At 66.9% G+C, this 12,609-nt stretch carries 16 protein-coding genes; 5 read left to right on the forward strand and 11 right to left on the reverse strand.

Annotation, left to right across the window (positions count from 1 at the left end; all coding sequences use genetic code 11):
• The first annotated feature begins 24 nt into the window (after positions 1 to 24).
• Positions 25 to 1,389 carry a methylenetetrahydrofolate--tRNA-(uracil(54)-C(5))-methyltransferase (FADH(2)-oxidizing) TrmFO gene (gene trmFO / locus AC2S9W_RS16150; protein WP_486571257.1) on the forward strand — a complete coding sequence of 455 codons (1,365 nt, stop codon included), beginning with the start codon at positions 25 to 27 and terminating at the stop codon, positions 1,387 to 1,389.
• Positions 1,390 to 1,609: 220 nt separating this feature from the next.
• On the opposite strand, the gene AC2S9W_RS16155 is transcribed toward trmFO, so the two are convergent.
• Complete coding sequence (locus tag AC2S9W_RS16155) at positions 1,610 to 2,071, reverse strand: EF-hand domain-containing protein (protein WP_076074957.1); 462 nt, start codon at positions 2,069 to 2,071, stop codon at positions 1,610 to 1,612.
• A 277-nt stretch (positions 2,072 to 2,348) separates the two neighbouring features.
• On the opposite strand from AC2S9W_RS16155, the gene AC2S9W_RS16160 reads away from it, so the two are divergent.
• The gene (locus tag AC2S9W_RS16160; protein WP_067106484.1) at positions 2,349 to 3,254 is read left to right on the forward strand and encodes a hydrogen peroxide-inducible genes activator; all 906 of its coding nucleotides are present in this window, start codon (positions 2,349 to 2,351) and stop codon (positions 3,252 to 3,254) included.
• A 17-nt stretch (positions 3,255 to 3,271) separates the two neighbouring features.
• Here the strand turns inward: AC2S9W_RS16160 and pgsA are convergent, their stop codons facing one another.
• Positions 3,272 to 3,847 carry a CDP-diacylglycerol--glycerol-3-phosphate 3-phosphatidyltransferase gene (gene pgsA, locus AC2S9W_RS16165; RefSeq protein ID WP_104959727.1) on the reverse strand — a complete coding sequence of 192 codons (576 nt, stop codon included), beginning with the start codon at positions 3,845 to 3,847 and terminating at the stop codon, positions 3,272 to 3,274.
• A gap of 147 nt (positions 3,848 to 3,994) precedes the next feature.
• Between pgsA and AC2S9W_RS16170 the strand changes: the two genes are divergently transcribed.
• Positions 3,995 to 5,266, forward strand: a complete 1,272-nt coding sequence (locus AC2S9W_RS16170; RefSeq protein ID WP_067106488.1) for an MFS transporter — start codon at positions 3,995 to 3,997, stop codon at positions 5,264 to 5,266.
• On the opposite strand, the gene AC2S9W_RS16175 is transcribed toward AC2S9W_RS16170, so the two are convergent.
• From AC2S9W_RS16175 to AC2S9W_RS16190, 4 genes are all read right to left on the reverse strand, one after another.
• The gene (locus AC2S9W_RS16175; protein ID WP_234002656.1) at positions 5,263 to 5,499 is read right to left on the reverse strand and encodes a hypothetical protein; all 237 of its coding nucleotides are present in this window, start codon (positions 5,497 to 5,499) and stop codon (positions 5,263 to 5,265) included. The genes AC2S9W_RS16170 and AC2S9W_RS16175 overlap by 4 nt on opposite strands.
• Positions 5,500 to 5,585: 86 nt before the next feature.
• On the reverse strand, positions 5,586 to 6,197 hold the full coding sequence (locus AC2S9W_RS16180; protein WP_243469499.1) for a ribonuclease T2 family protein: 612 nt from the start codon (positions 6,195 to 6,197) through the stop codon (positions 5,586 to 5,588).
• Between the two features lie 91 nt (positions 6,198 to 6,288).
• The gene (gene nadC / locus AC2S9W_RS16185; RefSeq protein WP_076074950.1) at positions 6,289 to 7,137 is read right to left on the reverse strand and encodes a carboxylating nicotinate-nucleotide diphosphorylase; all 849 of its coding nucleotides are present in this window, start codon (positions 7,135 to 7,137) and stop codon (positions 6,289 to 6,291) included.
• Positions 7,138 to 7,233: 96 nt separating this feature from the next.
• Positions 7,234 to 7,683: a peptidylprolyl isomerase gene (locus tag AC2S9W_RS16190; RefSeq protein WP_076074947.1), complete on the reverse strand. Its 450-nt coding sequence runs from the start codon at positions 7,681 to 7,683 to the stop codon at positions 7,234 to 7,236.
• A gap of 180 nt (positions 7,684 to 7,863) precedes the next feature.
• Between AC2S9W_RS16190 and mgtE the strand changes: the two genes are divergently transcribed.
• Together mgtE and AC2S9W_RS16200 are read left to right on the forward strand one after the other, a co-directional pair.
• Positions 7,864 to 9,327 carry a magnesium transporter gene (gene mgtE, locus AC2S9W_RS16195; protein WP_082796976.1) on the forward strand — a complete coding sequence of 488 codons (1,464 nt, stop codon included), beginning with the start codon at positions 7,864 to 7,866 and terminating at the stop codon, positions 9,325 to 9,327.
• Positions 9,328 to 9,552: 225 nt separating this feature from the next.
• Complete coding sequence (locus AC2S9W_RS16200) at positions 9,553 to 9,684, forward strand: entericidin A/B family lipoprotein (protein ID WP_076074945.1); 132 nt, start codon at positions 9,553 to 9,555, stop codon at positions 9,682 to 9,684.
• Positions 9,685 to 9,703: 19 nt separating this feature from the next.
• On the opposite strand, the gene tatC is transcribed toward AC2S9W_RS16200, so the two are convergent.
• Genes tatC through AC2S9W_RS16225 form a run of 5 tightly spaced genes read right to left on the reverse strand, consistent with a single transcriptional unit; the run spans position 9,704 to position 12,605 of the window.
• On the reverse strand, positions 9,704 to 10,513 hold the full coding sequence (gene tatC, locus AC2S9W_RS16205; protein WP_076074942.1) for a twin-arginine translocase subunit TatC: 810 nt from the start codon (positions 10,511 to 10,513) through the stop codon (positions 9,704 to 9,706).
• The gene (tatB, locus tag AC2S9W_RS16210; RefSeq protein WP_104959728.1) at positions 10,510 to 10,950 is read right to left on the reverse strand and encodes a Sec-independent protein translocase protein TatB; all 441 of its coding nucleotides are present in this window, start codon (positions 10,948 to 10,950) and stop codon (positions 10,510 to 10,512) included. Before tatB ends, tatC begins: the two co-directional genes overlap by 4 nt.
• 38 nt (positions 10,951 to 10,988) lie before the next feature.
• Positions 10,989 to 11,216, reverse strand: coding sequence for a twin-arginine translocase TatA/TatE family subunit (locus tag AC2S9W_RS16215; RefSeq protein ID WP_067106498.1), 228 nt, complete (start codon positions 11,214 to 11,216; stop codon positions 10,989 to 10,991).
• 25 nt (positions 11,217 to 11,241) lie between these two features.
• Positions 11,242 to 11,835: an SMC-Scp complex subunit ScpB gene (scpB, locus tag AC2S9W_RS16220; RefSeq protein ID WP_067106503.1), complete on the reverse strand. Its 594-nt coding sequence runs from the start codon at positions 11,833 to 11,835 to the stop codon at positions 11,242 to 11,244.
• The gene (locus tag AC2S9W_RS16225) at positions 11,832 to 12,605 is read right to left on the reverse strand and encodes a segregation and condensation protein A (RefSeq protein WP_076077751.1); all 774 of its coding nucleotides are present in this window, start codon (positions 12,603 to 12,605) and stop codon (positions 11,832 to 11,834) included. Before AC2S9W_RS16225 ends, scpB begins: the two co-directional genes overlap by 4 nt.
• Between the last annotated feature and the right edge of the window lie 4 nt (positions 12,606 to 12,609).

Below are 12,609 nucleotides of genomic sequence, written 5' to 3' on the forward strand. Positions count from 1 at the left end.
CCCGCTCAAGTCAACGGATAGAATATGGCGACCCACGACATTCACATCATCGGCGGCGGTCTTGCAGGCTCCGAAGCCGCCTGGCAGCTCGCCGAAGCGGGGTTCCGCGTCCGCCTGTCCGAAATGCGCGGCGCCGGTCTGCCCGACGGGGGCGACACGACGCCCGCGCATCAAGGCGACGCGCTCGCCGAGATGGTCTGTTCGAACAGTTTCCGCAGCGACGATGGCGACAGCAACGCCGTCGGCCTGCTGCACCGCGAGATGCGCGCGCTCGGCTCGCTCATCATGCGCGAGGCCGACGCGACGAAAGTTCCCGCGGGCTCGGCGCTCGCGGTCGACCGCGACCTGTTTTCGGGCGGCGTCACCCGCGCGCTCGCCGAACATCCCAACATAACCGTCGTGCGCGAACGCATCGACGCGCTGCCCACCGAGGGCCTGACGATCGTCGCCACCGGTCCGCTCACCGCCGCAGGCCTCGCAGACAGCATCGGGACGGCAACGGGCAAGGATTCGCTCGCCTTCTTCGACGCGATCGCGCCGATCGTCTATCGCGACAGCATCGACATGGATGTCGCGTGGATGGCGAGCCGCTGGGACAAGGTCGGGCCGATCGGCGACGGCAAGGACTATATCAACTGCCCGATGGACCGGGACCAATATTACGCCTTCGTCCAAGGACTGATCGACGGCGAAAAGACCGAGTTCAAGGATTGGGAGACCGACACGCCCTATTTCGAAGGCTGCATGCCGATCGAGGTGATGGCGGAACGCGGCCCCGACACGCTGCGCTTCGGCCCGATGAAGGGGGTCGGACTCGATAATCCGCGCACCGGGCGCTGGCCCTATGCGGTCGTCCAGCTTCGCCAGGACAATGCGCTCGGAACGCTGTGGAACATGGTCGGCTTTCAGACCAAGCTCAAGCATGGCGCGCAGGTCGAACTGTTCCGCACTATTCCCGGGCTCGAAAAGGCCGAGTTCGCGCGGCTCGGCGGGCTGCACCGCAACAGCTTCATCCGCTCGCCCGAACTGCTCGACCCGCAGCTTCGCCTCAAGTCGGCGCCGCATATCCGGTTCGCGGGACAGATCACCGGCTGCGAAGGCTATGTCGAAAGCGCGGCGATCGGTCTGGTCGCCGCACGTTTCGCCGCCGCCGAACTGGCGGGCCGCCACCTGCCCCCGCCGCCGCCCGAAACCGCGCTCGGCGCGCTGCTCGGCCATATCACCGGCGGCGCCGACGCCGCGAGCTATCAGCCGATGAACGTCAATTTCGGCCTTTTCCCGCCGCTCGCCGACGAGGTGCGCAAGAAGGACCGCAAACTCGGCTATACCCAGCGCGCAGGCGAGGCGCTGGCCGGATGGATGAAGCTGGCAGACGGCGTGGTCGCCTAGGGATCGTTGCGGCAGTTTCGGGGTGGGAAGCGGTCGTTAGACATGCCCTGGTTTCCCCTCCCGCTTGCGGAGGGGCAGCGAGACTTACGAACTTGTTCGTTAGTCACAGCGGGGTGGGCCTTTGCGCCGTTGCTGCCCACCCCCGACCCCTCCCGCTTGCGGGAGGGGAGATGGACGGCAGCTTCCGGTCGCAACCAGACACTCAACCTCATCCCGCCGCTCAGCAACTGCACTTGGGCTTGGCCGCCGGTTTCGGCGCCGTCGTGGCGAACTCGGCGCGGGTCAGGTCGCCCGATTTGTCGGCGTCGGCCTTGGCGAAACGGTCGCTCGTCGCCGCCGCCCATTCCTCGAAGGTCAGCAGATTATCGCCATTCTTGTCGAGCTTGCGGAAAGCGGCGGTGCGCGTCGCCATCATCTCGATCCGGCTGATCCGTTCGTTGCGGTCGCGATCGTAGCGATTGAAGCGCCGCTCCTCGCGCGACTTCGCCTTCGCGGCGGGCAATGCCGGCGGCGCCGGGCCGCGCTTGGGTGCTCCCGCGCCCGCAACGGGAATGGCCGGCAAGGCCGGCGGGGGCGCCGGCAGCACCTCTTCCTCGGCGATCTGGCTATACCCCTTCCACACGAACAATCCGCCGGTCAGCAGCAGCGCGCTCGCCACGCCGCCGATCAGAAATCTGGACATCGCCATGGCCTCCCTCCTCACCGTCGCGTGCTAACATGGCGCGGCAAGCAGCGGCAACAAACGCGGTCCTATCGGCCTATATATCCTTGAAACATGGCAGGACCCGTTCCCCGGCGAAAGCCGGGGTCCACGCGGGGCAGCGCCATGCCGGTTGGACCCCGGCTTTCGCCGGGGAACGATGACCTGTCCGAAAGGGGACCATGATCAATCCTGTCGGCGGCAAATATCAATCGGGCGGATTGTTCAAAATCGACGACATCATTGCTATATCCGATCAATGCAGAACTACCTCCCGTCCCTGAAGCAGATGCAATATCTGGTCGCACTCCACCAGCATGGGCATTTCGGCCGCGCCGCCGACGCCTGCAACGTCACCCAGTCGACGCTGTCGGCGGGCGTTCGCGAGTTGGAGACACTGCTCGGCCAGACGCTCGTCGAACGGACGCGCCGCGTTGTCCGCTTCACCTCGCTCGGCGACCGCATCGTCGACAAGGCGCACCGCGTGCTGCGCGAGGCCGAGGAACTGGCCGACATGGCGGCGGCGGCGGCCGCGCCGCTGGTCGGCGAGCTTCGCATGAGCGTCATCCCGACGATCGCGCCCTTCCTGCTGCCGGGGCTGCTGCCCCGGTTGCGCAAGGAACGCCCGGCCCTCAAACTCTTTCTGCGCGAGGAGCCGAGCGCGCAGGCCTGCGAGTCGCTGCATCACGGACAGGTCGATTGCGTGCTGCTGGCGCTGCCATACGCCTGCGGCGACGTCGAGAGCGAGGCACTGTTCGACGACGCGCTGTTCGTCGCCTTCCCTGGCGACCAGGCCGAGGACCTGCCTGCGGTCGTCACCGCCGATCAACTCGACCCCGCGCAGATGCTGATGCTCGAGGACGGGCATTGCCTGAAGGATCACGCGCTTGCCGCGTGCAACCGGCCCGAACTGCGCGCCGGCGCGCGGATGATGGGCACCTCGCTCCACACGCTGGTGCAGATGGTCGACAACGGCCTCGGCATCACCATGCTGCCGCAGATGGCGATCGAGGCGGGTATCCTAGACCATACCGGGATCGACACCCGACCGCTCGCGTCGGATCACGATTGGCGCACGATCGCGCTGGTCTGGCGCAAGGGCAGCCCGCGCGCGGACGAATTCCGCATGCTCGCCGACATTTTTCGCAAGCACCGCGCGAACTGATCGCCGCGCAGCTTTGGTCAATCCATGTGCTTGAGGCCGACGCGCAGATAATCCCAGCCGGTGACCAGCGTCAGCACCGCGGCGCCCCATAGCGAGGCGAGACCGACCGTCTTGATCCACGCCATCGCGGGCAGCGCGCCCGCGAGGATCAGCGCACCGAAAGCGATTAGCTGAAAGGCCGTCTTCCATTTGGCGAGCCGCGTCACCGGCATCGACACCTGCAGGGTCGCGAGGAATTCGCGCAGCCCCGACACGATGATCTCGCGCAGCAGGATGACCAGCGCCGCGATGACGTGCCACCCTTGTATGTCGCGGGTGAAGACGAGCAGCAGGATCACCGCCGCGATCATGATCTTGTCGGCGATCGGATCGAGGAAGATGCCGAGCCGCGACACGGTGCCGCGCGCCCGCGCCACATAACCGTCAAAATAATCGGTGATGCCCATCAGGCAATAGAGGCCGAAGGCGAAGGCATAGTCGATCGGCAGCGGCTGGTGGCGCGCGGCCTCGTGCGCGCCGGGCCACAGCAGGAACAAGAGGATCGGCACCGCCAGGATCCGCGACAATGTCAGAAGGTTCGGAAGGCTGAGCATGGTTCCTGATTCCCGCCCGCAAAGCGCGACTGTTCCAAAATGGGCTTTGACCCCATCTGCCCTAGCCGATAAGTCCCCCGAGCGACAACCGAATTGCCCGCGGCGGCAGCGTTCGTCGCGCGTTCGAATAACAAGAGTGGGCTTCGCATGACCGGTTCCCTTGCGCTGATGAAGCAACGCCGGTTCCTGCCCCTGTTCGCCACCCAGTTCCTGAACGCCTTCAACGACAATTTCTACAAGATGGCGATGGTGATCCTCGTCACCTTCACCATCTACAAGGACCCGGAGACCGAGGCGTGGTTCAACGCGCTGGCGGGCGGGCTGTTCATCCTGCCCTTCTTCCTCTTTTCGGCGCTCGCCGGCCAGCTTGCCGACAGCACCGACAAGACCCGGATGATCCGCATCATCAAGAGCGCCGAAATCCTGATCATGGTCATCGGCGCGTGCGGCATCTGGCTGCACAATGTCCCGCTGATGCTGCTCGCGCTCTTCTCGATGGGGATGCACTCGACCTTCTTCGGCCCGATCAAATATGCGATCCTGCCCCAGCATCTGGAAGCGGACGAGGTGCTGGCGGGGACCGGCTGGGTCGAGGCGGGCACCTATATCGCGATCCTCGGCGGCACCATCGTCGGCGGGCTGACGCCGCCGCACATCGCCATTCCCGGTATCGTCGCGGTTGCGGTGATCGGCCGCATCACCGCCAGCTTCGTGCCGTCGGCCCCGCCCGAAGCCGAAGCGCGGGATTTGGTGATTGATCACAATGTCCTGCGGTCGTCGTGGCAGATCGTCAGTACGACGATGCATATCCCGCGGCTGTTTCTCGCCATCGTGTCGATCAGCTTCTTCTGGGCCATTGGCGCGATTCTCGCCGCGCAGTTCCCGCCGCTGGTCAAGAATGCGCTCGCGGCCGACAAGACCGTCGCGACGATGTTCACCGCCATCTTCTCGGTCGGGGTCGCGATCGGCTCGATCGTCGTCAACCGCCTGCTCAAGGGGCGCGTGTCGGCCCGCTATTCGCCGGGGTCGGTGATCGTGATGGGGCTGTTCGTGCTCGACCTCTGGTGGTCGGTGAAGGGCTGGCCGCACCGCGACGGCAGCCTGATGGACTGGCGCGAGTTCCTGTCGCTGTCGGCAGGCGACCGCATCATTTTCGACCTGCTGGGCATCGCGATCGCGGGCGGGATGTTCGTCGTGCCGCTCTACGCCTTCCTGACCACGACGGTCGCCAAGTCGCAGACCGCGAGGACGATCGCCGCAAACAACATCGTAAACTCCGGCTTCATGGTCGCCGCGACGCTGCTGCTAAGCGTACTGATCGGGATCGGCCTCACCATCGACGACACGTTGCTGATGGTCGCGGCGATGTGCCTCGTCTCCGCCTTCCTTGCCTGGCGGCTCCACAAGGCCTGCGACTAAAGCAGGAACATCATCGTCGCGGTGAAGAAGATCGCAAAGCTCTCAAGAAACAGCCGCAGATCGCTTCCGCTATCGAACATCGAGCGCGGCCGGCGCTGCGCGGCCAGCGCGGCGCGCAATTCGCCCTGCCAGTCACTCGGCGCGGCCAGCCGAACGATCGCCACCTGACGCACGCAGTGCGCACGCACGCGGCCGCGGATATCGATGCGTTGGCCGGAGTCGATTCGATCCATGCCGCGACGCTAGGAAATCCCTAACGGCCCGGTAAGGTTAAAAGAGCGTTAACGCGCGCGCTGTCCCGCGACGGGACGCTGCCGCCTCAACGCGGCGGGCGGATTCGTACCGGGCGGCGGTCGTCGGCCCCCGCCTGAAACGGCTTGCATCGCTGCGGGCGCATGCGCGGCCCAAGGCACAGGCGCACCTCGTCGAGCCAGCCGTCGCGATCGACCGCCACCGCGACCATCGGCGCGGCAATGCCCTTGTTGGCGGTGGCGAAGGATTGGCGGATGGTTTGCGCGGTTTGTGGCGTTGCGGCGAGCGCCGCCATGTCGGGAAAGCGCACCGCGCCGAACAATATCTCGGCGGCGCGGAAATAGGCGGCGGGGTGCGGGCTCATGCAGGTGCCGTGCTTGGCCCATTCGTGCTGGAGGAGCTGCGCCGACGGCGTCATGCACAGATGGCGGCGCAGCACCGGCGCGGGCACGACCTTCGCCGGACGGCACCATTGCGGATAGGCGGGCCCGTCGGCTTCGGGCCACAGGCCGTGCAGCACCCAGCCGAAGCGGCCGCCCTCGCCCGAACATTGGAAGCGGTCGCGCGCGCCCTTCGGATCGCGGACGCGCGCGCAATGCTGCGGCGACCAGCTCATGGCGAGCAGATAGCCGCCGATCTTCGGCGTGCGCACCGGCTCGCCGCGCGGCGGCTTTTCCACGCGTGGAACGGGGATGCGATCGGGAAGCGTGCAGGCGGGCGCCCGGGCCTGGGCGACGGCAGGGAACAGCGCCAGGGCCAGCGCGACGGCGCTAGGCCAGCGCAAAGTCGAGCCCGATATCGGCGGCGGGCGCCGACTGGGTCAGCCGGCCGACCGAGACATAGGTGACGCCGGTCGCGCCGATCGCGCCGATGGTGTCGAGCGTCACGCCGCCCGACGCTTCGGTCGGGACGCGCCCCGCGACGATGGCGACGGCCTCGCGAAGCTGGTCGGGGGCCATGTTGTCGAGCAGCAGATGCGTCGCGCCCGCTTCGAGCGCGGGGGCGACCTGATCGACGCGGTCGACCTCGACGATGATGGTCGCAATCCCGGCCGCGACGGCACGGCGCACCGCTTCCTCGACCGACCCGGCGACCGCGACATGATTGTCCTTGATCATCGCGGCGTCCCACAATCCCATGCGGTGATTGGTCGCGCCGCCCATGCGCGTCGCATATTTTTCGAGGATGCGCAGGCCGGGAATCGTCTTGCGCGTATCGAGCAGCACCGCGCCCGTCCCGGCGAGCGCATCGACATAATGGCGCGTCATCGTCGCGATTCCCGACAGATGCTGGACGCTGTTCAGCGCCGAACGCTCTGCGGTGAGCATCGCGCGCGCATTGCCCGACAGGCGCATGAGCGGCGTCCCCGGCGCCACCTGTGCGCCCTCCTCCACCAGTATCTCGATCGTCATCGCCGGATCGAGAGCGCGGAAGAAGCGTTCGGCGATCGGCAGGCCGGCGACGGCGATCGCGTCGCGGCTGTTCATCACGCCATCGAAACGCGCGTCGGCGGGGATCACCGCCTGCGAGGTTATGTCGCCACCGCTGCCGAGATCCTCGGCAAGCGTGGCGCGGACGAAGGCGTCGAGGTCGAAGCCGGGAAGCGTGAAATCGGTCATGGCCCCCGCGATAGTGGCTGGGCGGGGCAAATCAACTCGATGTTGCATCTTTCGGACACGGCTCCCTCCCGCAGGCGGGAGGGAGCGGACGCCGATTCAGGCCACCGTCGCCTTGACGATCTTGCCCGGCTCGCGCGGCGGTTCACCCTTGGGCAGGGCGTCGACATTCTCCATGCCCTCGATCACCTCGCCCCAGACGGTGTACTGGTTGTCGAGGAAACGGGCGTCCTCGAAACAGATGAAGAACTGGCTGTTCGCGCTGTTCGGATTCTGCGCGCGCGCCATCGAGCAGACGCCGCGCACGTGCGGTTCGGCGTTGAATTCGGCCGGCAGGTCGGGAAGCGGGCTGCCACCCATGCCGGTGCCGGTCGGATCGCCGCCCTGCGCCATGAAACCGGGGATCACGCGGTGAAAGACGACGCCGTCGTAGAAGCCGTCCTTCGCGAGCGTCGTGATGCGCTCGACATGCTGGGGGGCGAGGTCGGGGCGCAGGCGGATGACGACATCGCCGGTCGACAGCGACAGGGTAAGGGTCTGTTCGGACATAGGGAGGCTCCTGTGAGTGGTTTGCCAGCGCCATAGCGGGCAGCGGTCGCGATGCCACGCATTAATTGCGGTCCGGACCCGCCGCAGCGCGTGCGCGGCGTTGCCATTACCCGGTTCGCGGACTAGGGGGAGGCTCGGCCCGCCGGCGACGAGCGCCCGCAAGCAACAGGGAGGACCGCGATGGACAAACGCGAAGAATCCCTGCCCCCCCATGACGCCCCGACCGCGACCATCGACGACCGCGAGCATGATCGCGATCCCGCGCCGCGCGAAGCCGAGACCGAGCTCGACGAGGACGACCGGCTGAGGCCCGAATTCGTTCGCGACGTCATCGACCTGGTCGAGGCGGGCGAGGACGAGGCGGCGCGCGAGCGCATCGGCCGCCTGCACCCCGCCGACATCGCCGACCTGTTCGAGCTAGTATCGGACGAGGATCGGCCGTCGCTCGCCCGCGTCCTCGGCGACATGCTGTCCCCCGACGTGCTCGCCGAGATGAACGAGCATGTGCGCGAGGGGCTGATCGACCTGCTCGCGCCCGAACAGGTCGCCGAGATCGCGTCCGAACTCGACACCGACGACGCGGTCGCGATCATCGAGGATCTGGAGGAAGAGGAACAGCAGGCGGTCCTCGACGCGATGGAGCCCGAGGACCGGGCCGCGATCGAAGAGGCGCTATCCTATCCCGAGGAGAGCGCCGGGCGCCTGATGCAGCGCGAGTTCGTCGCGGTGGCCGAGCATGTCACCGTCGGCGACGTCATCGACCGGCTGCGCGAGGATCGCGAACTGCCGACCGATTTCTGGGAAATCTTCGTCGTCGACCCGATGCATCGCCCGGTCGGCACCTGTCAGCTCAGCTGGATCATGCGCACCCCGCGCGACATCGCGATCGGCGACGTGATGAAGCGCGAGCAGACGCTGATTCCGGTCGACATGGATCAGGAAGAAGTCGCGCTGCGCTTCCAGAAATATGCGCTGATTTCGGCCGCAGTCGTCGACCGCGCGGGCCGCCTGGTCGGCGTGATCACCGTCGACGACGTCGTCCACATCATCCAGGAAGAAGCGGGCGAGGACATATTGCGGCTGTCGGGCGCCGGCGACGGCGACATCAACGAGCCGATCCGCGAAACCTACAGCGCGCGCGTGCGCTGGCTGATCGCCAATCTGGGCACCGCGCTCGTCGCATCGAGCATCGTCGGGATGTTCGGCGGCGCGATCGAACATATGGTCGCGCTCGCAGCGCTGATGCCGATCGTCGCCGGGGTCGGCGGCAATGCGGGCACGCAGACGCTGGCCGTCACCGTCCGCGCGCTGGCGATGAACCAGCTCACCGATTCGAACAGCTGGCGCGCGGTGTTCCGCGAAATCAAGATCGCGCTGCTCAACGGCGGGACGATCGCGCTGATCGCCGGGACCGCCACGGCATTATGGTTCGCCAATCCGGGGCTCGGCGGGGTGATCGCCGCGGCGATGATCGTCAACATCTTCGTCGCCGGGGTCGCCGGGGTCGCAATCCCGCTGCTGCTCGACCGGCTCGATCAGGACCCGGCGGTCGCCAGTTCGATCTTCGTCACCATGACCACGGATTCGATGGGGTTTCTGGCATTCCTGGGGCTCGCGGTGGCAAGCGGGCTCACCACCCTCTGACATCGGCATCCCGAATCCACGCGGCGAAACGGCGCGATTCCGGGATTTCCGGAAAAATTTTCATCCCGGAACTTTTTTCGGGAACTCCCGCCCCATTCACGGGTTTCCCTTTCGAGCAGCGGTCAACGCCCCCGCAGCGCTGCTCAGCAACATTGGCCCGGCCCGCATTCCCTCCCCCTCGAAGCGTGCCGGGCCATTTTGCATCAAGACCCGTAGAGGTGGAAAATGACGACGCGTAACCGTGCTATCCTTCTTACCCTGCTTGCCAGCTTTCTGGTCGCTGCCTGCAATACGGTGAAAGGGGTCGGCCGCGACATCGAGTCGGTCGGCCAGGCCGGCAGCGACGCCATCCACTGATCGGCGGGAAGCTTACCCCCTATGCCTCTTCGAGAGGTTCGACAGGCGCCGTTTCGGCGCCTGTCTTGCGTCGGCGCTGGGTGAACCAGATCGCGAACAGCGACAGTTCGTAGAGAAAGACCAGCGGCACCGCGAGCAGCAGCTGGCTCAATATGTCGGGCGGCGTGAAGACCGCCGCGACCGCGAACGCCGCGACGATCATGTAGCGGCGCGCCGAGACGAGTTGCTCGCGCGTCACCAGCCCCGACCGTTCGAGCAGCATCAGCAGGATCGGCAGCAGGAAAGCGATGCCGAACGCCATGATGAACTGCATGATGAAGCTGAGGTAATTGCCGACCGATGGCAGCGCCTCCTGCATCACGCCGCCGATCTCTCCCTGATAGCCGAGCAGGAATTTGAGCGCGATCGGCACGGTGATGAAATAGGCGAAGCAGGCGCCGACCGCGAACAGCACCGGGGTCGCGAACAGAAAGGGCAGCAGCGCGCGCTTTTCCTTGCGGTAGAGGCCGGGTGCGACGAATTTCCAGAGCTGGTTGGCGATCACCGGGAAGGCGATCATCATCGCCGCGAACAGCGCGACCTTGATCTCGACGAAGAAGGCCTCGAAAAGCTGGGTATAGATCAGCTTGCCCTGCCCCGCCGCGACGAGCGGATGGACGAGGACGCCGAAGATCGGGCGCGCGAAATAGAGGCACACCCCGAAAGCGAGCGCAATCGCCACCAGGGATTTGAGCAGGCGCGAACGCAATTCGATCAGATGGTCGAGCAGCGGCATCTTGCCGCCGGCACCATCCTCATCATCGGCGGTCACGGGGGTCTCGACGGTCATGGCAGCGGTCCGCCCGGCGGCGGCACTTCGTGCGTTTCGCGCGGCGTTTCGGGCTTTGTGGTTGCCGCGGCGTGATCGGGATTTTCGGGAGCGGGGCTATCGGGTCCGGGGCTATCGGGTCGGGCGCCCGCGTCGTCGCCCTTCGCCTCCGGAGGCAGCGTCGTCGCCGGCAGCATCGTCGGCGCGTCGACGCCGTCGATATTCGGAAATTCGCGCATGATCGCTTCATTCTGCGCGCGCCACTGCTTTTCGAGTTCCTCGAGCTCGGCCTCGCGCATCATCGTGTCGAGCCCGGCGCGAAAATGGCGCGCCATGCCGCGCGCCTTGCCGACCCACTTGCCGACGAAGCGCATCGCCTTGGGCAGGTCCTTCGGGCCGATGACGACCAAGGCCACCACCACGACGAGCAGCAACTCGGTCGGTGCAACGTCAAACATGGCTCAACCCAATCCCGCGCCGGTGGTAACGGCCGGGGTCAGCGGTTTTCGGTTTCGGCTGTCGGGGTCGGCGTCGCGTCGGGCGACCGCTGTCCGTCGATCTGCCGCGGCGCGGGGCGCGCCTCGTCGTCGTCGGCCATGCCCTTCTTGAAGCTCTTTATGCCCTTGGCAACATCGCCCATCATGTCGGAAAAACGGCCCTTGCCGAACAGCAGCAGGACGAGAATCCCGACCACCAGCCAGTGCCAGATGCTGAAGCTACCCATCTATCGTCTCCTTGAGGTGCCTCATCTAGGCATCTTCGCCGTCTTTGACTAGGTCCAGCTCGTCCATCGCCGCTTCGAAAGCGAGGTCGACGGGGTCGAGCAGGCCCGCGGCGCGCAAATCCTCGATCCCCGGCAGGTCCTTCCGGCTCGCCAGCCCGAAATGCTGGAGGAAGGCGTCGGTGGTCCTGTAGATCAGCGGCCGGCCGGGCACTTCGCGCCGCCCCGCGGGGGCGATCCATTCGGCCTCCATCAGCACGTCGAGCGTGCCTTTCGACGTCTGGACGCCGCGGATCGCCTCGATCTCCGCGCGGCTGACCGGCTCGTGATAGGCGACGATCGCGAGGACCTCGGCCGCGGCGCGCGACAGCTTGCGCGGGTCGTCGCGTTCGCGGCGGAGCAGGTGGGCGAGGTCGGCCGGGGTCTGGAAATGCCAGTGGCCGCCGCGCTCGACCAGTTCGATGCCGCTGCCGGCGTGGCGCTCCGCGATCGCCGCGACGATCGCGCGCACCGCGCCGGGCGTCGTCTCGCCGCCGAGGCGCGCCGCGACCTGCCGCGCGTCGAGCGCCTCGTCGCTGGCGAACAGCATCGCTTCTATCGCGCGTTCGAGGTCGTCGATCATGCGTCTGCTGCCTTCAGATAGAGCGGTTCGAACGCGCCGTCCTGCCGCAGGTCGATGCGCCCCTGCCGCGCCAGTTCGAGCGCGGCGAGGAAGCTCGACGCGATCGCCGAGCGGCGCAGGGGTCCGTCATAATCGGCCGGCAGGAAATCGGACAGTTCGGCCCAGTCGAGCCGGACGCCGATCATGCGTTCGAGATGCTGGAGCGCCGCGTCGAGCGTCACCACCGGCCGGCGCGCGACCATGTGCACGACCGGCTCGGTCCGCAGCTTCACCTGGCCGTAGGCCGCGAGCAGGTCGTAGAGGCTGGCGTCCCAGCGCCGCTTGCGGACGTCGTGCAGCCCCTCCGGATGCGGGCGCAGAAAGACGTCGCGGCCGACGCGGTCGCGCGCGAGCAGCCGCGCCGCCGCCTCGCGCATCGCCGCGAGCCGCTGGAGCCGCAATTGCAGGCGCAGCGCCAGTTCGTCGGGCGACGGGTCCTCCGCCGGGTCCTTCGGCAGCAGCAGCGCCGACTTGAGATAGGCGAGCCACGCCGCCATCACCAGATAATCGGCCGCGACCTCCAGCTTCAGCGCGCGCATCTCGGCGATGAAGGCGAGATATTGCTCGACCAGCGCGAGGATCGAGATCTGCCGCAGATCGACCTTCTGGCTGCGCGCCAGCGTCAGCAACAGGTCGAGCGGCCCTTCCCAGCTGTCGAGCGAAAGCTGGAGCGCATCCTCGCGCTCCGTTGCCGCCGGCACGACGTCATAGGCGAGCGGCAGTTCGTCCACCGGC

The organism is Sphingopyxis sp. 550B, from assembly GCF_057401805.1.

Bases quoted from the DNA above. Each gene is read 5' to 3' on its own strand.
- trmFO (WP_486571257.1), top strand. From the start codon at position 25: ATGGCGACCCACGACATTCACATCATCGGCGGCGGTCTTGCAGGCTCC.
- AC2S9W_RS16155 (WP_076074957.1), bottom strand. From the start codon at position 2,071: ATGTCCAGATTTCTGATCGGCGGCGTGGCGAGCGCGCTGCTGCTGACC.
- AC2S9W_RS16160 (WP_067106484.1), top strand. From the start codon at position 2,349: ATGCAGAACTACCTCCCGTCCCTGAAGCAGATGCAATATCTGGTCGCA.
- pgsA (WP_104959727.1), bottom strand. From the start codon at position 3,847: ATGCTCAGCCTTCCGAACCTTCTGACATTGTCGCGGATCCTGGCGGTG.
- AC2S9W_RS16170 (WP_067106488.1), top strand. From the start codon at position 3,995: ATGACCGGTTCCCTTGCGCTGATGAAGCAACGCCGGTTCCTGCCCCTG.
- AC2S9W_RS16175 (WP_234002656.1), bottom strand. From the start codon at position 5,499: ATGGATCGAATCGACTCCGGCCAACGCATCGATATCCGCGGCCGCGTG.
- nadC (WP_076074950.1), bottom strand. From the start codon at position 7,137: ATGACCGATTTCACGCTTCCCGGCTTCGACCTCGACGCCTTCGTCCGC.
- AC2S9W_RS16190 (WP_076074947.1), bottom strand. From the start codon at position 7,683: ATGTCCGAACAGACCCTTACCCTGTCGCTGTCGACCGGCGATGTCGTC.
- mgtE (WP_082796976.1), top strand. From the start codon at position 7,864: ATGGACAAACGCGAAGAATCCCTGCCCCCCCATGACGCCCCGACCGCG.
- AC2S9W_RS16200 (WP_076074945.1), top strand. From the start codon at position 9,553: ATGACGACGCGTAACCGTGCTATCCTTCTTACCCTGCTTGCCAGCTTT.
- tatC (WP_076074942.1), bottom strand. From the start codon at position 10,513: ATGACCGTCGAGACCCCCGTGACCGCCGATGATGAGGATGGTGCCGGC.
- tatB (WP_104959728.1), bottom strand. From the start codon at position 10,950: ATGTTTGACGTTGCACCGACCGAGTTGCTGCTCGTCGTGGTGGTGGCC.
- AC2S9W_RS16215 (WP_067106498.1), bottom strand. From the start codon at position 11,216: ATGGGTAGCTTCAGCATCTGGCACTGGCTGGTGGTCGGGATTCTCGTC.
- scpB (WP_067106503.1), bottom strand. From the start codon at position 11,835: ATGATCGACGACCTCGAACGCGCGATAGAAGCGATGCTGTTCGCCAGC.